This is a genomic window from Brachybacterium halotolerans subsp. kimchii, assembly GCF_020792675.1.
Lineage (GTDB): Bacteria > Actinomycetota > Actinomycetes > Actinomycetales > Dermabacteraceae > Brachybacterium > Brachybacterium halotolerans.
On the sequence record NZ_CP086254.1, the window covers coordinates 2,355,584 to 2,376,093 of the forward strand.

Annotated in this window: 21 protein-coding genes; 13 read left to right on the plus strand and 8 right to left on the minus strand. The window is 72.9% G+C overall.

The features are described from left to right. Window positions 1–198 precede the first annotated feature (198 nt). A complete protein-coding gene (locus Bra3105_RS10600) occupies window positions 199–2,685 on the plus strand; it encodes a glycoside hydrolase family 84 protein (RefSeq protein ID WP_228356665.1) in 2,487 nt (828 codons plus the stop codon). Between the two features lie 34 nt (window positions 2,686–2,719). Here Bra3105_RS10600 and Bra3105_RS10605 read toward each other — a convergent pair whose 3' ends face one another. Further along, window positions 2,720–3,595, minus strand: a complete 876-nt coding sequence (locus Bra3105_RS10605; RefSeq protein ID WP_228356666.1) for a glycerophosphodiester phosphodiesterase — start codon at window positions 3,593–3,595, stop codon at window positions 2,720–2,722. Between the two features lie 164 nt (window positions 3,596–3,759). Further along, window positions 3,760–5,451: a hypothetical protein gene (locus Bra3105_RS10610; RefSeq protein ID WP_228356667.1), complete on the minus strand. Its 1,692-nt coding sequence runs from the start codon at window positions 5,449–5,451 to the stop codon at window positions 3,760–3,762. Between the two features lie 162 nt (window positions 5,452–5,613). Between Bra3105_RS10610 and Bra3105_RS10615 the strand changes: the two genes are divergently transcribed. The 3 genes from Bra3105_RS10615 to Bra3105_RS10625 all read left to right on the plus strand — a co-directional run bounded on the left by Bra3105_RS10615 (window position 5,614) and on the right by Bra3105_RS10625 (window position 7,585). Then, window positions 5,614–6,084, plus strand: coding sequence for a VOC family protein (locus Bra3105_RS10615; RefSeq protein ID WP_228356668.1), 471 nt, complete (start codon window positions 5,614–5,616; stop codon window positions 6,082–6,084). 31 nt (window positions 6,085–6,115) lie between these two features. Then, window positions 6,116–6,337, plus strand: a complete 222-nt coding sequence (locus Bra3105_RS10620) for a hypothetical protein (protein ID WP_228356669.1) — start codon at window positions 6,116–6,118, stop codon at window positions 6,335–6,337. Window positions 6,338–6,520: 183 nt separating this feature from the next. Further along, window positions 6,521–7,585, plus strand: a complete 1,065-nt coding sequence (locus Bra3105_RS10625) for an LLM class flavin-dependent oxidoreductase (RefSeq protein WP_228356670.1) — start codon at window positions 6,521–6,523, stop codon at window positions 7,583–7,585. Window positions 7,586–7,622: 37 nt separating this feature from the next. Here Bra3105_RS10625 and Bra3105_RS10630 read toward each other — a convergent pair whose 3' ends face one another. Next, the gene (locus Bra3105_RS10630; protein ID WP_228356671.1) at window positions 7,623–7,916 is read right to left on the minus strand and encodes a DUF1905 domain-containing protein; all 294 of its coding nucleotides are present in this window, start codon (window positions 7,914–7,916) and stop codon (window positions 7,623–7,625) included. Window positions 7,917–8,067: 151 nt separating this feature from the next. Between Bra3105_RS10630 and Bra3105_RS10635 the strand changes: the two genes are divergently transcribed. From Bra3105_RS10635 to Bra3105_RS10650, 4 genes are all read left to right on the plus strand, one after another. Beyond that, window positions 8,068–8,550: a pyridoxamine 5'-phosphate oxidase family protein gene (locus tag Bra3105_RS10635; protein WP_228356672.1), complete on the plus strand. Its 483-nt coding sequence runs from the start codon at window positions 8,068–8,070 to the stop codon at window positions 8,548–8,550. A 59-nt stretch (window positions 8,551–8,609) separates the two neighbouring features. Beyond that, window positions 8,610–9,158, plus strand: a complete 549-nt coding sequence (locus Bra3105_RS10640) for an NUDIX hydrolase (protein ID WP_228356673.1) — start codon at window positions 8,610–8,612, stop codon at window positions 9,156–9,158. Continuing rightward, window positions 9,155–10,141 (plus strand): exodeoxyribonuclease III, encoded by a 987-nt coding sequence (locus Bra3105_RS10645; RefSeq protein WP_228356674.1) that lies wholly within the window; start codon window positions 9,155–9,157, stop codon window positions 10,139–10,141. The genes Bra3105_RS10640 and Bra3105_RS10645 overlap by 4 nt, the downstream gene beginning before the upstream one ends. Before the next feature lie 75 nt (window positions 10,142–10,216). After that, a complete protein-coding gene (locus Bra3105_RS10650) occupies window positions 10,217–10,858 on the plus strand; it encodes an NADPH-dependent F420 reductase (protein WP_228356675.1) in 642 nt (213 codons plus the stop codon). A 45-nt stretch (window positions 10,859–10,903) separates the two neighbouring features. On the opposite strand, the gene Bra3105_RS10655 is transcribed toward Bra3105_RS10650, so the two are convergent. After that, on the minus strand, window positions 10,904–11,137 hold the full coding sequence (locus Bra3105_RS10655) for a hypothetical protein (protein WP_228356676.1): 234 nt from the start codon (window positions 11,135–11,137) through the stop codon (window positions 10,904–10,906). A 430-nt stretch (window positions 11,138–11,567) separates the two neighbouring features. Between Bra3105_RS10655 and Bra3105_RS10660 the strand changes: the two genes are divergently transcribed. Further along, entirely contained in the window at window positions 11,568–15,251 is a 3,684-nt protein-coding gene (locus Bra3105_RS10660) for a S41 family peptidase (protein ID WP_228356677.1), read from the plus strand. Between the two features lie 26 nt (window positions 15,252–15,277). Continuing rightward, on the plus strand, window positions 15,278–15,574 hold the full coding sequence (locus Bra3105_RS10665) for a hypothetical protein (RefSeq protein WP_228356678.1): 297 nt from the start codon (window positions 15,278–15,280) through the stop codon (window positions 15,572–15,574). Window positions 15,575–15,634: 60 nt separating this feature from the next. Here the strand turns inward: Bra3105_RS10665 and Bra3105_RS10670 are convergent, their stop codons facing one another. From Bra3105_RS10670 to Bra3105_RS10680, 3 genes are all read right to left on the minus strand, one after another. Beyond that, on the minus strand, window positions 15,635–15,940 hold the full coding sequence (locus tag Bra3105_RS10670) for a helix-turn-helix domain-containing protein (RefSeq protein WP_200501930.1): 306 nt from the start codon (window positions 15,938–15,940) through the stop codon (window positions 15,635–15,637). A 4-nt stretch (window positions 15,941–15,944) separates the two neighbouring features. Then, window positions 15,945–16,430: a type II toxin-antitoxin system RelE/ParE family toxin gene (locus Bra3105_RS10675; protein WP_228356679.1), complete on the minus strand. Its 486-nt coding sequence runs from the start codon at window positions 16,428–16,430 to the stop codon at window positions 15,945–15,947. Between the two features lie 75 nt (window positions 16,431–16,505). Beyond that, window positions 16,506–17,852: an MFS transporter gene (locus Bra3105_RS10680; protein WP_228356680.1), complete on the minus strand. Its 1,347-nt coding sequence runs from the start codon at window positions 17,850–17,852 to the stop codon at window positions 16,506–16,508. A gap of 104 nt (window positions 17,853–17,956) precedes the next feature. Between Bra3105_RS10680 and Bra3105_RS10685 the strand changes: the two genes are divergently transcribed. Then, window positions 17,957–18,571, plus strand: coding sequence for a TetR/AcrR family transcriptional regulator (locus Bra3105_RS10685; protein WP_228356681.1), 615 nt, complete (start codon window positions 17,957–17,959; stop codon window positions 18,569–18,571). 33 nt (window positions 18,572–18,604) lie between these two features. Here the strand turns inward: Bra3105_RS10685 and Bra3105_RS10690 are convergent, their stop codons facing one another. After that, window positions 18,605–19,147 (minus strand): MarR family winged helix-turn-helix transcriptional regulator, encoded by a 543-nt coding sequence (locus Bra3105_RS10690; protein WP_228356682.1) that lies wholly within the window; start codon window positions 19,145–19,147, stop codon window positions 18,605–18,607. Window positions 19,148–19,234: 87 nt separating this feature from the next. Between Bra3105_RS10690 and Bra3105_RS10695 the strand changes: the two genes are divergently transcribed. Together Bra3105_RS10695 and Bra3105_RS10700 are read left to right on the plus strand one after the other, a co-directional pair. After that, the gene (locus Bra3105_RS10695) at window positions 19,235–19,615 is read left to right on the plus strand and encodes a VOC family protein (RefSeq protein WP_228356683.1); all 381 of its coding nucleotides are present in this window, start codon (window positions 19,235–19,237) and stop codon (window positions 19,613–19,615) included. Then, window positions 19,615–20,505, plus strand: coding sequence for a DNA-3-methyladenine glycosylase family protein (locus tag Bra3105_RS10700; protein WP_228356684.1), 891 nt, complete (start codon window positions 19,615–19,617; stop codon window positions 20,503–20,505). The genes Bra3105_RS10695 and Bra3105_RS10700 overlap by 1 nt, the downstream gene beginning before the upstream one ends. Window positions 20,506–20,510 lie beyond the last annotated feature (5 nt).

The following is a 20,510-nucleotide window of genomic DNA, read 5'->3' on the forward strand; positions in this document are numbered from 1 at the left end:
TCACTGTGGCCCCGGGCGCGACCGCGTGCATCGAGGGGTCGACGAGATCGACGAGGGTCTCGCTCCCCGTCCCGGCCCCACGAGAGGGCCGCTTCGGCCAGGTCCTGTCCGCACGGCACGCCGCCAACCCGCCACCCTCGACCGCCACTCCCGCCCCGACCTGACCGCCATCCCCATCCCACCCTGGAAGGACCTCCCGTGAATCCATTGACCCCCGATGAGCGCCCCACCAGCACCCGGCACGCCGCGGCGTCCCGCTCCGACCTCACCCGTCGCCGGGCGCTCGGGCTCGCGGCTGCGGCCGGTGGCGGGGTCGTCGCCGCGTCGGCCGCCGCCCCGGCCCTCGCCGCAGGGACCGCCGCTGGTGCTGGCGCGGCCGGCGGCACCCCGGCCCCCGCCTCCCCCGCGAAGGAGCTCCCTCCCGTGCATCCCGTCCCCCAGAAGGTCACCGTGTTCGACGGGAACGTGTCGCTCGCCGGGAAGGTGAGCGTGATCGTCGGCAAGGACACGGACGACGCCGCGCTCGCGGCCCTGCGCGAGGTGCTCGAGGATGCCGGTGCGTCCGTCTCCCTCATCACCGCGACCAGCGAGAAGACCACCGCGCAGGGCACCCGCATCCACCTGGGCACCGCCGAGGACAACCCGACCATCGCCCCGAGCCTGAAGGCGCTCGGCGCGAAGACGGCCGACGGCCTCGAGGCCGAGGGGCACGTGCTCGCCGCGGGCCGCTCAAAGGGCGCGCTCGTGGTGCTCGCCGGCCGCGATGCCGCCGGCTCCTTCTACGCCGTGCAGACCCTGCGCCGGCTGCTCGACGGCACGAGCCGTCTACGCCAGGTCGAGGTGCGCGACTGGCCGCTCATGCCCATCCGCGGCTCGATCGAGGGCTTCTACGGGATCCCGTGGTCGCACCGGGCGAGGCTGGACCACTTCCCGTTCTACGGGCGCCGCAAGCTCAACACCTACATCTACACGCCCAAGGACGACCTGCTGCTGCGCTCGAAGTGGCGGGACCTCTACGAGGGCGAGGCCCTCGAGGACATGGCGGAGCTCGTCGAGACCGCCACGAAGAACCACGTGCACTTCACCTACGCCCTCTCCCCCGGCAACGACATCACCTACGGCAGCGACGACGACTTCGCGGCCACCGTGAAGAAGTTCGACCAGGTGCGGGACCTCGGCGTGACCAGCTTCTACATCGCCCTGGACGACATCCCCACCGAGCTGAACGAGGAGGACGCCGCGCAGTTCGACTCGCTCGCCGCCGCGCAGGCGCACTACCTGAACCGTCTGCAGGACGAGTACGTGAAGGCCAACGATCTCGAGCCGCTGCAGACCGTCCCCACGGAGTACTGGGGCTCGGGGCCCTCGGACTACAAGACCGCGTTCGGCACCGGGATCGACCCGGACATCCGCGTGCAGTGGACCGGCGAGGGGGTGTTCTCCCCGCAGGTCACCGTGGATTCCGCGAGCAAGGCCGAGGAGTCGTACCACTCCGAGCACCTCTACGTGTGGGACAACTTCCCCGTCAACGACGGGCGCCGCGACCGCATCTTCCTGAACCCGCTCGAGGGCCGCGCGGACACCCTCCACGAGCACTTCGACGGCTTCACGTCGAACCCGATGATCGAGCCGTACGCGTCCCTGCCGGCGCTCGCGAACTACGCCGACTACTGCTGGAACCCGCCTGCCTACGAGGCCGAGGGCTCGTTCGCCGACGCCCTCGACGAGCTCGCCGGCGACGACCGGCAGGTGCGCCGGGCGCTCGACGTCTTCGTCGACCTCAACGTCAACTGGCCCTATCGGGACGGGTCGCCGAAGGCGCCCGCGCTGTCGGCCGACGTCGAGGCCTACCGGAAGGCCTATGAGGCCGGCTCCCCGGGCGGGCGCCAGGATCTGCGCACGCGGCTGAACCGGATCACCAAGCTGCCGCGCACCCTCGAGGCGATGGCCTCGCAGGGCTTCGTCGACGACACGAGGCCCTGGATGACCGCCGCGTCCCAGTGGGCGCAGGGCCTCACGGAGCAGGACCGCATGCTCACCGCCCTCGAGGACGGCGCGCTGAAGAAGGCCTCGAAGGCCGCGGCGAGCGCGAAGGCCAGCCTCCGCGCGGCGACCGCCGCGACCGTCCCCGACCAGGGCGATGACGGCGTGTACAGGGAGGACCAGATCACCCCGAGCGTCGGCGACGGCGTGTTCGAGGTGTTCATCGCCTGGGCGTGGGCGCAGCTGCGCGACGTGATGCCCGACGACCCGTCGTTGCCCTTCGTCGGCCTGCCCGCCACGGCGAGCACGACCCTGGACCAGTACCAGGACCACGCTCCGGCGCTCATGGTCGACGGCGACGAGTCCACGATGTTCTGGTCCTCGCGCGCGCCGAAGAAGGACGACACGATCACCCTCGAGCTGTCGAACCCGTCCGACCTGCGCTTCGTGCAGCTGAAGATGGCGAAGTCCGACGAGACCGCGGGCGACCAGGTCTACAAGGGGGTCGTCGAGAGTTCGGCCGACGGCGAGGAATGGTCGACGATCGGCACGCTGACGGGCGATCCGGTGTTCACGAAGGAGCTCGGGGCGGGTGTGCGCGCCTCCCACGTCCGCGTGCGCGTGACCGGGAAGAACCCCGGCGGGAAGTGGGTGCAGGTGCGCGAGTTCGCCGTCTCCGACAAGGTCCCGAGCGGGAACTGAGCGCGCGGCGCGGGCGGCCGCGCGGTGTGCCTGGTCAGGCGAGCGGCAGCGCGCCGGGGGTCCGCGCCCGGCGGTCGCGCTCGCGGACGACCCAGCCGGGATCGTCGGTCGTGATCGAGGCGACGTCCGCGGCGAGCGCCGCGTCGAGGTGCTCGGGCGAGTTCACGGTCCACACGTGCAGGCTCGCGCCGCTCGCGGCCCAGGCGCGGTCCGCGTCGCCGTCCTCGAGGGTCTGGATCCACACGCTCACGCGCTCGGCGCGCAGCTCGGCGAGCACCTGCATCACCTCGTCGTCGACACCCGCGGCGAGCAGGCCGATCGGGACCTCCGGCGCGGTCTCGCGCACGGTGCGCAGCGCCTCGGGGTGGAAGGAGATGATCACCGCGGGCGGGGTGCCGTCGGGCAGGGGCATCGGCTGCGCCCCGAAGCGCTCGCGCAGCGCGAGGGCGGTCGCACGGGCGGCGGCCGGGGCCTTGACCTCGACGACCGCGCCGAGGGCACGGCCCGCCCCGCCCTCGCACACGTCGAGGTAGTCGTCGAGCGAGGGGATGCGCTCGCCGCCGCCGAGCTCGACGGTGTCCAGCTGGGCGCGGGTGAGGTCGGCGATGCCGCCGCCGCACAGGGGCCCGTGCGGGGAGGCGGTGCGGTCGATGCTGGAGTCGTGCATGACGACGAGGTGGCCGTCGGCGCTCAGGTGGACGTCGCACTCGAGGGCGTCGGCCCCGTCGCGGACGGCGCGGCCGAAGGAGGCGAGGGTGTTCTCGGGGGCGCCGACGGGAGCGCCGCGGTGGCCGATCACGGCCGGGCGGGGCGAGGCGACCGGGGTGGACAGAGCGGCGGACGAGGAGGAGGAGGGGGTTCGTGCGGAGGCGGAACGGGCGAGGGACATGCGCTCCATGACGGAATCCATGTCTTCATCCTGTGCGGGATCGCCCCGGCCGACGACGGCGCGCGCGCCGCGATGCCGAAGTGTTCGCCCGATGTTCCCCGCACGGAGTCCGGCCGTCAGCGCATGTTCGCCGGGGCGCGGCGCAGGACCGCGGACGGGGCGCGACCCATCGGCCCGGGACCCGGTCACCAGCCGTCGACGGTCGCGAAGCCGGGAGCGCCGAAGATCCCGGGCGACTCGTCGACGTCCTGCGACCACTCCAGGTGCTCCGGCTGGTCGGACGGCAGGGCGCCGTCCTGGTGATCGGCGAGATCGAGGTGCAGCACCACGTGGGCCTGGAGCCGGACGTCCCAGAGCGCGGTCCCCTCGTCGTCCGCGCCGACGGGGGCCGCGGGATCGGGGGCGTCGATCCCGGAGAGGTCGGCCGTGGCCGTCGCGCGCGCCTCCGCGGCCTCATCGTCCGCCGCGCCCTTCAGCCGGATGGTCTTGTCACCGGTCGTGAGCTCCGCGTCCCGGATCTCGACGCGGGGCACGTACGTCGCACGGTGCGCGCCCTCGGGGCGGAAGGCGATGGCCCGGGGGCGCCCGTGGTCGTCGGTGCCCAGCACGTGCTCGTCGTCGTTCGAGAGCGCGGAGACCTCCGCCCGCAGCTCGACAGGCATCGTGTCGTGCGTCGTGCGTCCGCCGAGGTCGAGCGTGCCGTCGACGCCGAGGGACATCCCGGCGGGCAGGGTGTCGCCGTACGGGTCGATGATCGGGAAGAAGTCCTGCTGGTCCGCGGGGACCGTCGTCGCGGTCGGCGCGTCGTCGCTGCGGAAGGCGGCCTCGTGCGCCCCGTCGGAGACCATGACGACGACGGGATCGTCGTCGGGGACGGCCACGAGGCGGACGGTCGTGCCCGCCGGCTTGTCCTCGTCGGCCGACGGCGGGGCGTCGCTGCTGAGCCGGTCGAACACCTCGTCGGCGGTCACCGTGGTCTCGGGGAGGTCGCCGAGCCCCTGCGGCTTCTCGTCGCCGACGGCGAGGGAGGCCGTGAGCGTGCCGCCCTCCGCGCCGCCCAGTGCTCCCTCCGTGCCCACGGGCATGAGCGTGGCGAGCTCCGCCCCGTCGGACTCCCCCTCGCCCGACCCGCCCCCGCCGGCCACGCCCTTGGACCGGGTGTTGACGATGGTGACCGCCATGAGGTGCGTGCCGGGCGCGGCGTCGTAGGGCTCGGCGGCATACCCGGCGTCGTGGACCTCCTGGTAGACGACGAGGACCTCGCGGCCGGCGAGACCGAGGATGCGGCGGCCGCTGTCGCCCGCGGTGTCGACCGTGCACAGGGCGCTGTCGGTGAGCATGCAGCCGCCGTAGGTCGAGCGGTCGTCGGCCGTCTGGGGGCGCGCGGGGACCTCGACGGACTCGCCCGCGGCGAGCTCGGTGCCGCGCGGCGGGCCGATGGAGACCGTGAGGTCGGGCTCCGAGCCGTCGGCCGCGCGCAGCTCGCCGACGCTGCGGGGGTCGACGTCGTGGAAGCTGCCGTCGCCGCCGAGCGTCAGCGCGACCTCGCCGCTGCGCTGGTAGAACGACGTGATGGGCGCCTGCTGCCAGATCGTCGCGCTGTGGCCGGCGCGGCGGGTGGGCCCGCAGACCACGTCGTCCTGGATCGCGCCGCCCTCGAGATGGAAGTAGCAGGCGGCATCGGCGGGGACGTTCGCACGCACCGTCCCCTCGGTGAGGCTCTCGCGCCACGCGTCGCCGATGGTGCGCAGGTCATCGGCCGGACGCAGAAGTGCCGAGTGGTGGTAGGTCCACTCGGAGGGCTCGGGGACGGAGCAGCCCGTGAGGATCAGCAGCGCGGCGGCGGCCGCTGCCGCTGCGCGTCGTCGAGCGTGCATGTCCCCTCCCTCCCCACCGGCGGGCCCGCGCACCGATGCGACGTGCCCTGCCCTGCCCTGCCCTTCTCGCCCAGGGTAACGGGGGTCACATCCGGGTGATACTGTCCGGCACCGGCACCTGCCCCGGCGCCCGCCCCGGCACCCACCCCGAAGGACACCGCCATGGCCTCTCCCACCTTCGCCCCGTACATCAGCTTCCCCGGCACGGCCGACGAGGCCTTCCGCCACTACGCCGACGTGTTCGGCGGCGAGCTGCAGATCTCCCACTACGGCGCCTTCCCGACCGAGGGCTTCCCCTTCCAGCCCCCGCAGGACGCGGTCGCCCACGCGGAGCTGCACGGAGGCCGCATCACGCTCACGGGCGGCGACGCCGTGGGGCCCGACCAGCCCGAGGTGTCCTCGGACGTGTACTCCTTCCTCATCGGCCTGGAGACGACGGCGGAGGCGCACGCGCTCATCGACGCCCTCGTCAGCGGCGGCGGTCGCGTCGCGATGCCCTTCGCCCTCGCCCCGTGGGGCGACCACTACGGTCAGGTCACGGACCGCTTCGGCGTGCTCTGGGCGTTCGTGGTGCCCGGGGAGCACGGTCCCGCAGCGGCCGGGGCCGACGGCTCGAGCGCGGAAACCGCGTGACCCGCCCGCGCGTCGGACGTACCGTGCCGCCATGGGCAGACCCGAGGGGTTCGAGTACGTCGAGCGCGGCGAGGACGTGGTGATCCTGCACCACGGCAGGCCGGCCACCACCCTGCGCGGCCGGCGCGCCGCCGACTTCCTCGAGGACGCCGGGGCCGGGGACGCGCAGGAGCTCATGGCGCGTCTGACCGGGAACTACCGGCGCGGCAACGAGCGGGCCGCGAAGCGGCACCCTCGCAATGCGAGCCGGTAGCAGCGGCCGTCCCGGCAGCCATCGTCCCGGCCGCGGTGGTCCCGGCAGCGGCGATCCCGGCAGCGGCGGTCCCGGCAGCAGGCGCCGTCGGACGACGTCGCCGGACGGCGGGCCCCGGGCCTCGCGACGGCGCGCTCGCATCTGTCGTGGAATATTCAATGACCCGATAGGGTTGGTCCCACTATGCGAGCTTTCGGATTCCTGAGCTTCGGTCACTACGGCAGCGCCGTGGGCGCCCCCGGCGTCGACGCGCGGCAGATGCTGCACGACGCCGTCGACATCTCCGCGGGCGCGGACGAGCTGGGCGTGAACGGCGCCTACTTCCGCGTCCACCACTTCGCCCGGCAGTCGGCCTCGCCGATGCCGCTGCTCGCCGCCGCCGCGGCGCGCACCGAGCGCATCGAGGTGGGCACCGGCGTCATCGACATGCGCTACGAGAACCCCCTCTACCTGGCCGAGGAGGCCGCGGCGCTCGATCTGCTGGCCGACGGCCGCCTCGCCCTCGGCGTCTCCCGCGGGAGCCCCGAGCCGGCCGAGCGCGGCTGGGAGTCCTTCGGATACCACGGCTCGACCGACCCGCGCGGCGCCGACGTGGCCCGCGAGAAGTTCGACCTGTTCCTGCGCGCCGTGCGCGGGGAGCCCATGGCCCGCGCCGCCGAGAACGGATATATGTCGAGCGCCGCGCCCGGGGCGGGACTGCGCATCGAACCGCACTCCCCCGACCTCGCCGACCACATCTGGTGGGGCGCGGGGAGCCGCGAGAGCGCCGAGAACGTGGGCCGCATGGGGCTGAACCTCATGAGCTCGACCCTGCTCACGGAGGCCACCGGCGAATCCTTCGGCGATCTCCAGACCGAGCAGATCGAGCGCTTCCGCGCCGCCTACCGGGAGGCCGGCCACACCGGGCGTCCGCGCGTGTCCGTCTCGCGCAGCGTGTTCCCGATCGTCGACGAGCAGGACCGGATGCTGTTCGGCATGCGCCCGGGCGAGGGCGCCGACCAGATCGGCATCATCGACGGCATGCGCTCGACCTTCGGCCGCACCTTCACCGGCGAGCCCGATCAGCTGATCGAGCAGCTGAGGGCCGACGCGGCCGTGCAGAGCGCCGACACCCTCATGCTCACGATCCCCTCGCAGGCCGGCGTCGACCTGAACCTGCACATCCTCGAGTCCTTCGCGCAGCACGTCGCGCCCGCGCTCGGATGGAGGCCGAACACGGGGGGACCCGTGGAGGGGGATGCGGTCTGAGCCGAGGCGGGCGTCGCGGGAAGGAGCCGGGGCCGGCTCAGTCCCGCACCTCCAGGTGCAGATCCACGTGCACGTCGTCCCCCACGCCCAGGCCGGTCGTGCGCTGCACCGCGACCTTCACGGGCACGAGGTAGACCCCTTCGCGCGGGAACAGTGACGTCGTGAACTCGATGCCTTCGATGGTCGCGACCACGGGGATCGCTCCCCATCCGTAGGTGACCAGCGAGGCGACGTCGGCGATCGCGTCGGACTCGTCCTCGGGCACGGGCGCGAAGACGAACGGCGCGGGGCCGCGCCAGGAGATCAGCGTGGTGTCGAAGGAGAGGTCCACGGGGCAAGCATGCGCCCTCTCCCCGTCGTCCGTCCTGTCCTCCGTCGAATCCGGCGCGTAGTGTCGCGAGCCCGGCGGACGCACCGTCCGCCCGCGTTCGCCGAGCGCAGCACGCGCTCCCCGAGCGCACCGAGCGATCGAAGGAGAAGACATGTCGCATCCCGAGGAGCTCACCCAGGAGAAGACCGTCGAGATCATGCGGGAGCAGCGCTTCGTCATGCTCTCCACGGTGCTCGACGGCAAGATCGTCTCCCATCCCATGACGCCCATGCGCGTCGAGGACGACGCGACCGTGTGGTTCTTCGTCGGCCGCAGCGGCGAGCAGGGCACCGCCCTGCAGGGGAACCCACAGGTCAACCTCGCGTTCGCGGAGACGGGCAGCTGGCTGTCCGTGGCCGGCGCCGCCGAGTTCGTGGAGGACCGGGCGCAGGTCGAGGAGCTGTGGGACGACCAGCTGGAGGACTATTTCCCGCAGGGGGCCGACGATCCCGACCTCGGCCTCGTGAAGTTCCGCGGCGAGTCCGCGCAGTACTGGGGGATCCCGGGGCCGCGCCCCGTCGCCGCCGCGAAGATGCTGGTCGCGAAGCTCAGCGGGGACGAGGGCCCCGGCGTCTCCGGCAAGACGGAGCTCTGAGCGCGCAGGCGCACGGAGCAGGCGTCCGGAAGAGCCGGCCGAGCGGGGACAATCGTCGGGTGCACTCCGACTCCGATGACCCGATGCTCGCCGACGTTCTGCGCGCCCTCGAGGCCGCTCCGGCCCTCCGCGGTCGCGATGCCTATCTCGCCTTCGTCCGGGAGCAGGGCGCGGCCGCGCTGTGGAAGGGCCTCGCGCCCGAGCACGTGACGGCATCGACCTTCGTGTTCTCGCCCGACGGCGCGCAGGTGCTGCTGTGCTTCCACCGCAAGGGCGGTTTCTGGGTGCAGGTCGGCGGACACCTCGAGCGGGAGGACGCGAGTCTGGCCGACGCCGCCCTGCGCGAGGCGCGCGAGGAGTCCGGGCTCGAAGGCCTCGCCCTCGCCACGGCCTCGATCACCGACCTGGACCGCCACGAGCTGGCCGGCGCCTTCACGTGCCGCGCCCACTGGGACATCGGCTTCACCGCGGTCGCGGACCCGTCGGCCCGGATCGTGGTGAGCGAGGAGAGCCGCGACGTGCGCTGGTTCGCCGTCGACGCCTTGCCCGACGGTCTGGCGCCGGGCTGCGCGCGGAGGATCGAGGTCGCGCGGCAGGTGCTGCGATGACCGGCCCGGTCACCTTCGGCGGCGCGGGCACGTCGCTGCGCATCGCGACCGTGAACATCAACGGCATCCGCGCGACCCTTCGCCGCGGCTTCGGCGATTGGCTGCGCGAGCGCGGATGCGACGTGATCGCGCTGCAGGAGGTGCGTGCCCAGGCCGACAAGCTGCCGGGCGGTGCCTTCGGCGAGTACCACGCGGCCCTCGACACCGGCAGCGTCCCCGGACGCAACGGGGTCGCGGTGCTGACGCGGCAGCCGCCCGCGGCCGTGCGCACGTGGAGCGGCACCGCGCTCCTGGCGGGGCCGTCGACATCCGGTGAGCGGCCGAGTGCATCGAACGGGGCGCCGCCGCTCGCCGAGGTCCCTGCGGAGGACCGCGTCGTCCTCCCGCGAGGCCTGCGCCCCTTCGCCGACCAGGGGCGGTACATCGAGGTGGACCTCGCGGAGGCTCCGGTGACGATCGCGAGCCTCTACCTCCCGAAGGGCGGTCTGCCGGCGGAGCTGCAGCGGCCCGAGCGGATGCGCGAGGCGCCCGACGGCGGGGCCCGGTACGCGCGCAAGATGGCGTTCATGGCCGCCTTCTCGACCTACCTCACGCGGGCCCGCCGCGCGGCCGCGGCGGCCGGCCGCGAGTACCTGCTGATGGGCGACATGAACATCGCCCACACCTGCCGGGACCTCGCGGCGTGGCGCCGCAATCAGCAGAATGACGGCTTCCTGCCGGAGGAGCGGGAGTGGTTCGGGCAGCAGCTGGGTCCGCGCACCCTCGTGGACGTGGTGCGCTCCCTGCGTCCCGAGGAGGACGGCCCGTACTCGTGGTGGTCCTGGCTCGGGCAGTCCTTCGCGAAGGACGCGGGCTGGCGCATCGACTACCACCTGGCCACCCCGCGACTCGCGCGCAGCGCACGGCGGGCGGTCGTGGACCGGGACGTGGCGGGGACGCGGCTGTCCGACCATGCGCCGGTAGTCGTGGAGTACGGGGGCTGAGCAGGCCCCGCCGACACACGACGTCACATCCGCCCGCGACGGGAACACCTCGGCCCGTCGCGCGTTGCACCACGCATGACAACTCTCGGAATCATCGGCGCAGGCAACATCGGAAGCCAGGTCGCACGTGCGGCCCTGACAGCGGGATACGACGTGGTCATCGCGAACTCGCGGGGACCCGAGACGCTCGCGGACCTCGTCTCCGAGCTCGGTGACGGCGCGCGCGCCGCGACCGCGGCTGAGGCGGGCGAGGCAGGCGACGTGGTCGTGGTGACCGTGCCCCTGAAGGCGATCGACCAGATCCCCGTCGAGCCGCTCGCCGGGAAGATCGTCCTGGACACGAACAACTACTACCCGGGCCGCGACGGGCAGATCCCGGCACTGGACGCGGGCGAGACCACCACGTCGCAGATGCTCCAGGAGCACCTGCCGACCTCGAAGGTCGTCAAGGCGTTCAACCACATCCCCGCGGCCGACATCACGACCGACGTCGCCCCCGCGGGCACGCCGGACCGTCGGGCGCTCGCGGTCTCCAGCGATGATGCCGAGGCGCTCGCGTTCGCGACGAAGCTGTACGACGAGATCGGGTTCGATGCGGTCGACGTGAGTCCGCTCAGCGAGTCATGGAGGGTCGAGCGCGACCGTCCGGCGTACGTGGTGCGCCAGAACGCCGAGGAGCTGCGCGCGAACCTCGCGAAGGCGCAGCGCGAGGGCTGAGACGGCTCGGTCGACGACCGGCCGACGCATGAGGCGCGGCGCGGCTCAGGCCGCGCCGCGTCCGTCGTCGGCCCGCTCCTCGTTGTCGTACCCGAGGACCTCCGGCTCGCCCGTGCGGGTATCCAGCCCGTGATCCACGCGGTACTCGCGCACCACGAGCCGATCGCGCACCACCAGGGCGATCAGCAGGCCGGCCGCCGTGACCGTCACCTTGACGTTCGCCGGCCAATGCACGTTGTAGGCCATGAGAATGCTGACCGCGATGATCAGCGCGGTCACGCTTCCGGACGCTCGTCGCAGATCTGCACCCATGTCCTCCACCGTAGCGAGAACACGGCGGCGGGGAGCCGGATCCCCGGACGCAGATGTGTGCCGAACCCTCGCCCCCGTCGTCGGTTCCCCGATCTCTCGCTGCGCGTGCGGAAGCGCCACCACACCCCGACGCCCCTGGATCGGTCACGCACCGGCGTATAGCGGACCTCTCTGCCTATATAGGCAGAGAGGTCCGCTATACGCCGCTCGACGACAATTGCCCGCGCCAGCGCTGGCACCGACACCAGCGCCAGCGCCGCCACAAGCACCGACGTCGCCACCAGCTCCCACCAGTTGCCAGGACACGCACCCCCGGACCCCGCGGGAGCACCGCCACCACCCACCCCGCCCGAAAACCCCCTCCCCACCCCGCGCATCCCGGCCTACTGTGGACGACATGCCATCGACGCCCGCTGACGTGCCCACCGATCCGTCCTCGACGCCCTCCTCGACGAGCCCCACCGCCCCTGGCAGCGCCTACCTGCGCTACCCCGATGTCCGTGGCGAGATCATCGTCTTCACCGCGGCCGACGCCGTCTGGGCGGCTCCGCTCTCCGGCGGCCACGCCTGGCGACTGAGCGAGGACTCCGCGCCCGTCGCCTACCCGCGGATCTCGCCGGACGGCACGCAGGTCGCCTTCACCTCGCGCGCGACCGGCAGTCCGGAGGTGCACCTGGTCCCGATCGACGGGACGGGTGCCGCGCGCCGCCTCACCTGGTGGGCGAACCGGCACACGCGCGTCGCGGGCTGGCTGCCGGACGGCCGCATCATCGTCACCACAGGTCACGGCGCCACGCTGTCCTCCCGCGATGCGCAGCTGTGGGCACTGGACGCCGAAGGCCGTGCAGAACTGCTGCCCTTCGGGCGCGCGAGTGAGGTCGCGGTGCACGAGTCCTCCGGCACCACCGTGGTCTCGACCATGTGGCGCAAGGAGCCGGCCACCTGGAAGCACTACCAGGGCGGCACGGCCGCACGGCTGTGGATCAGCCGCGAGGACCTTCCGATCGACGCACCGCACGAGGCCCATGCCGCCCGCTCGTGGGAGCCGTTGCGCGACGACCTGCTGGCGAACAAGACGCGCCTGGCGTTCGTCGGCGACCGTCTGCTGTTCGCCTCGGACACCCCGGGCGAGGGCGCCGCGATCACCGACCGGGCCACCGGCAACCTGTGGTCGGTCGCCCTGGACGGCTCCGATCTGCGCGCGCACACGCACCTGACCAGCGAGGACGGGTACCTGCGCGATCCGGCGTCCGACGGCGCCTCGATCGTGTTCTCCTCTCGCGGTCGCCTCTTCGCGATGGACGGGCCCGACGATGCGCCACGCGAGATCCCCGTGATCGTCGCGGGCGTGGGGTCCGCCCGGCGCATGCGCACGGCCGACCCCCACAAGAACCTGCTGGCGATGCGCCCCACCTTCGACGCCCGCGCGAGCGTGGTCGAGTGGCGCGGCTCCGCGCACGTCCTCACCCACCGCGGCGGGCCCTCGCGCCTGCTCGCGGGCTCGTGCGGACTGCGCTTCCGGGAGGCGGCGCCCCTGGGCCGCTCCCCGTTCGCCGTGATCGTCACCGATGAGCTCGCCCAGGGCGACCGCACCGACCCCGACGCCTTCGCGGGCCGCACGGGCTCCGACGCCCTCGCCCTGCGCCGCCTCGACGCCGAGGGCGAGCAGATCACGCTCGACCTCGGCCCCGTCGGCCGCATCCTCCACGCCGTCCCCTCGCCGGACGGCACCCGGATCGCGATCGCCACCCATGACTACGTGGTGCGGGTGGTGACCCTGCGCGGCATCCTCGACCCCGCCGCCACCAGTGGGAAGGACGCGAGCACCGCCGAGGACCACCCAGACGTCCCGCGTCTGGACTCGGTGCGCGAGGTGGGGACGTCGCATCACGGCGAGATCAGCGACCTCGCCTGGTCGCCGGACTCGCGGTTCCTCACCTGGTCGCAGCCGCGCAGCGAGTTCGTCTCCCAGCTCATGGTCTCCGAGGTCGCGGACCCGGAACCGACGGGCCGCGCGCTGACCAGCGGACGGTTCCTCGAGTCCTCGCCGACCTTCACGGCCGACGGCAAGCACCTCGCGTTCGTCTCCGCCCGCACCTTCGAGACCCAGTACGACGACATCGTCTTCGACCTCGGCTTCGTCGACTCCCAGCGCCCGTTCCTGCTGCCGCTCGAGCGGACCACGCGCGACCCCTTCGGGCCCGACGCCGACGGCTGGGTCCCCGGCGGCGAGGAGAAGCCCGGGGAGTCGGGCGGCGAGGGGCACGGCGGCCCCGGGACCGGGTCGAGCCCGACCTCGCCGTCGGCCGATCCCTCCTCCGGGAGCGCACGCACCAACACCCATCGCGGCGCCCCCTCGCCGACGGATCTGTCCGCGCCGGCGACCGCGTCGAGCGCCGCGGGTGCGCAGGACGCCGAGCGCCCGCCGCAGACCACGATCGACCTCGAGGCCGCAGAGGAGCGGGTCGTCCCGTTCCCCGTCCCCTCCGGGCACTTCACGGACCTGCGGGCCGTCGCGGGAGGCGTGATCTGGCTGCGCCACCCGGCCGAGGGCGTGCTGGGCACGACCCGCGCGGGCCTCGAGGACGAGGCGCCGAAGCCGACGCTCGAGCTGTGGGCCTTCGCCGACCACAAGGTCACCGTGCTCGCCGAGGGCGTGGACCAGGTGTGGGTCTCGGGCGACGGGAAGCAGCTGGTCACGAGGCAGGGCGAGGCGTTCGTGCAGATCCCCGCGGACCGCAAGGTCGAGGACGAGGACCCCGCCCGCATCACGATCGACCTCGGGCGCCTGACGCTGCGCGTGGACCCGGTGCTCGAGCGCCGCGGCATGCTCTGGGACAACTACCGGATCATGGCGCAGCAGTACTGGCGTGCGGACATGGACGGGCAGGACTGGCACGCGATGGTCTCGTGGTACGACGAGGTGGTGGATCGCCTGGTCACGGCCGACGACTTCGTGGACATGATGTGGGAGGTCGTCGCCGAGCTCGGCACGAGTCACGCCTACGTGATGCCGGTGCCCGGCGATCGCGAGGCCGAGGGCGCGCCCGGCCTGCTCGGCGCGGACTTCCGGATCGAGGGCGGATCGGACGCCCGGCTCATCATCGCGCGGATGCTGCGCGGGGAGTCCTCGGACCCCGATGCGCGCTCCCCGCTGCTCGCCCCTGGGGTCGCAGCCCGGGAGGGCGATGCGATCGTGCAGATCGGCGGGCGCGCGGTCGATGCCGGCGCGGGCGCCGGGCCGCTCCTCGCGGGGTGCGCGGAGAAGCCCACCGAGATCGTCCTCGATCGCGACGGCGAGCGCCGCCGCGTGGTCGTCACTCCGCTCGCCGACGAGTCGCAGCTGCGCTACCAGGACTGGGTGGCCACGCGACGTGCCTTCGTCGCCGAGCACTCCGACGGCCGCCTGGGCTACCTGCACATCCCCGACATGGTCTCGAGCGGCTGGGCCCAGATGCACCGCGACCTGCGGGAGGCCTCCGCAAAGGAGGGGCTGGTCGTGGACGTGCGCTACAACAGCGGCGGCCACACCTCGCAGCTGGTCACCGACCGTCTGGCCCGCAGGGTCGTCTCCTGGGACTATCCGCGCGGCGAGCAGCCCTCGACCTACCCGGCGTTCGCGCCGCGGGGGCCGGTCGTGTTCGTGACGAACCAGGAGGCCGGGTCCGACGGCGACATCGTGGGCGCGGTCGCGAAGTCCATGAAGATCGGCCCGCTCATCGGCACCCGCACCTGGGGCGGCGTGATCGGCATCGACGGCCGCTTCGACCTGGTCGACGGCACGGGCGTCACCGAGCCGAAGTACGCGAGCTGGTTCGCGGGCGCGGACTGGACCATCGAGAACTACGGCGTGGACCCCGACATCGAGGTGCCGTTCCCGCCCAACGAGTGGCTCGCGGGGAAGGACCCGCAGCTCGGCCGCGGCATCGAGGAGGCCCTGGCCACGCTCGAGCAGACGCCCGCGGCCGTGGCTCCGCCGCTGCCGCCGGCGCGGTTCGGGGGCGGAGGGCTGAGGCGGCCGGCGGGCCGGGCGGCCGAGACAGGGCCGACGGGTCCGACGGGGCCGAAGGCCCGACAGTGACGACCAGGGACGAGAAAGGAGTGCGCGTGAGCTCGGATGAAGACCGGGTCTACAGTCCGCAGGAGCGGGCGATGGACGAGTTCATCGTGAGGTTCACGCCGCACTTCCTCACGCTCCCGGACCGCCTCGACGAGGTCGTGGCCGCGCTGCGCGCGGACGACCCCGCGCAGGAGATCGCGAGGGCGTTCGACTGCGCGGTCGACGTCGCCGAGCACCTGCTGTCGACCCAGCTGCGGAGGCTGTCACCACAGTCCCTGACTGAGTATCGAGCGGAGTACGAGAGCGCGCTCCGACGTCTTCGCAACCACATCGCGGCGGAGTAGCCGTCCTCTGCGTCGCGACGAACCATCCGGGGTCAGCGCGCGACGGCAGCTCCGTGAGGTTCAGGCGACCTGAACGCGCGTGTCCCCGATCACGAACTCGATGGCAAGGTCTCCGCCCACCGCCTCGAGATATCGCCGGATGGTGGCGACGCGCGCATTCTCCACGTCGCCGCGCTCGATCTTCGATACCTGTCTCTGCGAGACCCCGATGCGCTCAGCGAGCTGCACCTGCGTGAGCCCGGCGTCACGGCGCAGCTCACGCAGACGATACGCGCGCACCTGGGAGAGCATCCGCTCCTTATGGGCCGCCACCTTCGTTCGATCCACAGGGTGGTCGGCGAGGAACTCCGCAAGTTCCATGGCCATGGGGTCACCGTCCTTTCACGCGACGAACATGGGCATCGAAAAGGTCATCCGCACGAGGTATGTTCCGCTTGTACCAGCCCCTCCAGTCACCGGACTTGCCGCCCGCGACCAGAAGGATCGCCTGACGAGCCGGGTCGAAGGCGAAGAGGACGCGAAGCTCGGTCCTCCCCGCCGACCCGGGACGCAGCTCCTTCATGTTCCTATGACGCGACGCGGTCACGGTGTCGACGAGCGGCCGGCCCAGCTGCGGCCCGTGCTCCCCCAGCAGCTCCACGGCGGCCACGACCTGCTCCCGCGAGTGTTGGTCGAGCTCCGCAAGCCACGGCGCGAGCTGCTGGCCGAGCATGCCCTTGATCAGCGCACTCCCCGCCGGGTCCAGGAGATCGCCTTGCCACAGCGCGGTCAGCAGACGCATCTGGTCACCTGCGGTCTCGAGGGAGCCGAACAGGGCGCCGACCGTGCGGAGCTTCCAGTCCGTCTGGGAGGGCACGGCACCGCGGCCCCCTTCGACCTCGTCCACGGCGCGCACATCGAGGTGGGCGCCTGGCCGCCCGGCCCGTGACGCTCAGCCGCCCTCAGCTTCGGAGCCGCTCCGACTGTGCGCTCGAGCCCTCCGCCCCACTGGGGCGAGCACGGCACCCGCCAGCGCCAGCACGCCCGCACCGAGGAACGCCGCCTCGGCTCCCGCCCGGTCAGCGACGGCACCCCAGAACGGTGTGGCGAGCGTCTGGCCCAGAGCGATCGCGAGGAAACCGCCGCCCACCACGACCGCTGTCCGCTCCGGGCGGATGCGGGTCGCCCCCACCAGGACGAGCCCTGTGAGAGCGACGTACGCGGCACCGAAGGCTGCGCACGAGGTGATCGCGGCCGGCGGGCTGTCGGGGGCGATGCCGAGCACGACCGTCGACAGGGCCAGGAGCCCCATGAGGAGCGCCCAGGCGGCGCGCGTCCCCAGGCGACGCACGAGGTCGCCGGCGGCCGCTCCCCCGAGGCCGCAGGCGCCGAGCACGATCCAGGCGGTCACTCCCACCTGCGGCCCCGCCCCGTCGGCGCCCGCGATCCGGTCCTGCCCGAACGTCCACACCATCGCGCTCGCCGCCCCCATCACGGCCGCCGCCCCCATGAGGCACGCGAGGGCGAGCGTGCTCGCCGTGCGGGCGTCGGCCCGACCAGGACCGCCCGCGGCTCGGGTCCTCGATCCGTGCTCACCGCGCTCGGCACCATCGCGACCACGCCCAGCCCGCGGTCCTCCGCGCCTCACGCCCGCCGGCACGATCCGCACCTGAGGGACCACGACGGCGACCGCGACGCACACCGCGAATGCCGCGAGCGCGAAGAGACCCCAGGACAGCCGCCAATAGTCCTGGCCGAGCAGGGCGACGGGACCGGACAGCATGACGCCGGCTCCCGTGCCTGCGTTCGCGATCGACTGCACGCGGTCGCGCCTGGCCGGGGCGACGCAGCGAGCGATCGCCTGGGCGAGCGGCGGCGACGCGACGCCGGTGCTGGCGCCGGCGATCGCCACTCCGCCGAGGAGCATCGCAGGGCTGATGGCCGCGGCGACGAGCGTGATCCCCGAGGTCGCCAGGACTCCGGCGGCGAGCGCGACCGTGCGCGATCCGAACCGGGGAGAGAGCGCGACCGCGCCGATGATGCCCGCGCAGTAGGCGAGGTAGCTCGAGGACGCGATGAGACCCGCGGCCCGGGAGGTGAGATCGAAGGTCTCGCGGAACGTCGGCAGGAAGAGCCCGAAGGCGAACCGGGCGAGTCCGTAGCAGACGCCGATCAGGGCGAGTGCCACGACGGCGAGCAGGGCATCCGTGCCGAGCGCCCGTGCAGTGGTGCCGTGCGGCCGCCGTGCGATGTGCGCATCCGTGTCGCCGCGCTTCTCGGTGTGACTGCTCGGGTCCACGAACGCTCCTCGGTCAGGTTCACAGGGCTGTGAAGTACCTTCGCACGGTAGACTTCACTGATCGGTGAAGTCAATCTGGGAGCAGAGGAGACGGAGGAGACGACATGGATGACGCACGAGAGATGTCCGGGACGGCACCGCCCGCCGATCCTGACCGGACGTCACATCTGACCCCGGGCGCGCAGCGCATCCTGGAGGCAGCGGGCCCCCTGTTCTACGAGAACGGAATCCATGCGGTCGGGGTGGACACGATCGCCGAGGTCTCCGGGGTCACCAAGCGCACGCTCTACGATCGCTTCGGCTCCAAGGACGCACTGGTCGCCACCTACCTTCAGCTCCGCGACGAGGCCTGGCGGAGGACGCTCGAGACGCACGTCGCCGCCGCGTCGCCGCCGCGGGCGCTCGCCGTGTTCGACGCCTACGAGGATGCCGAGCAGACGGATCGCGGCTGCGCCTTCCTCAACGCTGCAGGCGAGCTGCCCCCGGACCACCCAGGGCAGGTCGTGGTGCGAGCCCACAAGGCGCATGTGCGGAGGCGGCTCGGAGAGCTCGTCGAGGAATCCGCGGAGTCACCTGCGGCCGGGGATGTCGCCGAGCATCTCTTCCTGCTGCTCGAGGGTGCCATCGCGCATCGGGGGATCGACGGGGACGCCCACCGCCTGCGAGATGCACGACGCCTCGCCACGCAACTGCTGACACGGCGCCGAACCCCCGAGTGACCCGTTTCGGGCCGGACACCGCGGCCTGACTCCTCACCCCTCGTCGTCGAGGACCCGCACGAGCGCGCCCAGGCCGTCGAGCAGCTGCTCGGCCCCGGGCGCGCCGAGCGCGCCGAGCATCGATCGCTCGATCTCGCGCACCTGCCCGTCGGCCTCGCCGAGCAGCCCCTCCCCCTCGTCAGTGAGCTCGATGGGCAGGCGCCTGCCGCTCGGGGCGGAGGCGGGCCGCGTGACGAGCCCGCGAGCCTGCAGGCCCGTGACCACACTGTGCATGGACTGGGCGGTGACGAAGCCGGCGCGGGCGAGCTCCGCGCTGGTCTGCCCGGGGCGCAGCCGGAGGTTCTGGAGGCACACGTACTGCGGCACCGTGAGCCCGAGCGGCCGCAGCCTCGCGTCCATCCGGGAGTGGAGCGACGCCTGCGCGCGCTTGAGCACGTAGCCGATCCGTCGCCCGAGGTCGCCGGGAGCCGAGACCACGGCGCCGGCATCCTCGGCGGCGACCGGTGCGGCGACCCCGCCCGATCCTCCGCCGATCTCCTCGCCCGCGTCCGAGCCCGATCCCTCTCCCGGTCCCACTTCCGCTCCATCCATATCAGCATCTTGACATAGGGCCTTTCCGGCGGTTGTATATCAGTGTCCTGATATTGATCGGAAGGATCCGCCATGACCGCCACCGGTCCCGACTTCATCGCCCTGCAGGTGCGCGACCTCGACGCCGCCGCGACCTTCTTCGAGGAGCACCTCGGTCTGCGACGCGCGCCCGCGTCCCCTCCGGGCGCTGTCGTCTTCGGCACCTCGCCGATCCCCTTCGCCGTGCGCGAGCCGCTGCCCGGCACCGACCTCGACGCGGCGAGCCCACGGCCCGGCGTCGGGTTCGCCCTGTGGCTCGCGGTCGAGGACGCCGATGCCCTGCACGAGCACCTCGTCGGCGCGGGCGTCGAGGTGCTCGGCCCCGTCGCCGACTCGCCCTTCGGCCGGACCCTGACCTTCGTCGGCCCCGAGGGGTACGCGCTCACCGCCCACACCGCGCAGGGCCCCGCCTGATGGCGGCTGGCCACACCGTCACGCATGACCTCGAGGTCCGCGGGCCCTGGTCGCTCAGCACGAGCCGCCGCTTCTGGGAGGGTTTCGCCCCGCAGCGGCTCCCCTCCCAGGAAGGCCCGCTGACCACCGTGTTCCGCGCCGACCGCACGTGGGAGCCGCTCCGGGCGCAGGTCACGCAGGACGGCCCCATCGCCCGGATCTCCGTCGGCCGCACGGACGGCGGAGACCCGAGGGATCCCGAGGCGGCGATCGCGCAGGTCGCGCGCTTCCTCTCCCTCGACGTCGACGCCGGCTCGTGGCCGACGGTCGGCGAGGGCGATCCCGTGATCGGCGATCTGCAGCGCCAACTGCCGGGGCTGCGCCCCTGCGGCTTCCACTCGCCCTACGAGGCGGCCGCGTGGGCCGTGCTGTCCCAGCGCGTCCGCATCACCCAGGCGGCCTCCCTGCGCGAGCGCCTCACCGCGGACCTGGGGGAGGATGGCGCCTTCCCCGCCCCGCGGGCGCTCCTCGAGGCGGATCTCGACCTGCCCGGCCGCAAGGCGGAGTACCTGCGCGCCGTGGCCCGCGCCGCGCTCGACGGGACCCTGGACGGCGAGCACCTTCGCGACCTCGACCCGGACGACGCCTTCACCGAGGTACAGGGCATCCTGGGCCTGGGCCCTTTCGCCGCCGAGCTCGTGGTGATCCGTGGGGCGAACGCCCCCGATGCCCTCCCCCGTCACGAGCGCCGGCTCGCGCAGGAGATCACCGAGCGCTACGGCGAGGGCGCCGACGTCGCGACGGTGAGCTCCGCCTGGCGGCCGTTGCGATCCTGGGCCGCCGTGCTGCTGCCCATCGGACGCGAGGAGCGCACGGGCGAGATCGAAGGAAGGCGTTCCGGCGGGGAATGACCCTC

Coding starts and splice junctions, on each gene's coding strand:
- Bra3105_RS10605 (WP_228356666.1), bottom strand. CDS start 3,595: ATGGATTCCGTCATGGAGCGCATGTCCCTCGCCCGTTCCGCCTCCGCA.
- Bra3105_RS10610 (WP_228356667.1), bottom strand. CDS start 5,451: ATGCACGCTCGACGACGCGCAGCGGCAGCGGCCGCCGCCGCGCTGCTG.
- Bra3105_RS10615 (WP_228356668.1), top strand. CDS start 5,614: ATGGCCTCTCCCACCTTCGCCCCGTACATCAGCTTCCCCGGCACGGCC.
- Bra3105_RS10620 (WP_228356669.1), top strand. CDS start 6,116: ATGGGCAGACCCGAGGGGTTCGAGTACGTCGAGCGCGGCGAGGACGTG.
- Bra3105_RS10625 (WP_228356670.1), top strand. CDS start 6,521: ATGCGAGCTTTCGGATTCCTGAGCTTCGGTCACTACGGCAGCGCCGTG.
- Bra3105_RS10635 (WP_228356672.1), top strand. CDS start 8,068: ATGTCGCATCCCGAGGAGCTCACCCAGGAGAAGACCGTCGAGATCATG.
- Bra3105_RS10645 (WP_228356674.1), top strand. CDS start 9,155: ATGACCGGCCCGGTCACCTTCGGCGGCGCGGGCACGTCGCTGCGCATC.
- Bra3105_RS10650 (WP_228356675.1), top strand. CDS start 10,217: ATGACAACTCTCGGAATCATCGGCGCAGGCAACATCGGAAGCCAGGTC.
- Bra3105_RS10660 (WP_228356677.1), top strand. CDS start 11,568: ATGCCATCGACGCCCGCTGACGTGCCCACCGATCCGTCCTCGACGCCC.
- Bra3105_RS10670 (WP_200501930.1), bottom strand. CDS start 15,940: ATGGCCATGGAACTTGCGGAGTTCCTCGCCGACCACCCTGTGGATCGA.
- Bra3105_RS10685 (WP_228356681.1), top strand. CDS start 17,957: ATGGATGACGCACGAGAGATGTCCGGGACGGCACCGCCCGCCGATCCT.
- Bra3105_RS10695 (WP_228356683.1), top strand. CDS start 19,235: ATGACCGCCACCGGTCCCGACTTCATCGCCCTGCAGGTGCGCGACCTC.
- Bra3105_RS10700 (WP_228356684.1), top strand. CDS start 19,615: ATGGCGGCTGGCCACACCGTCACGCATGACCTCGAGGTCCGCGGGCCC.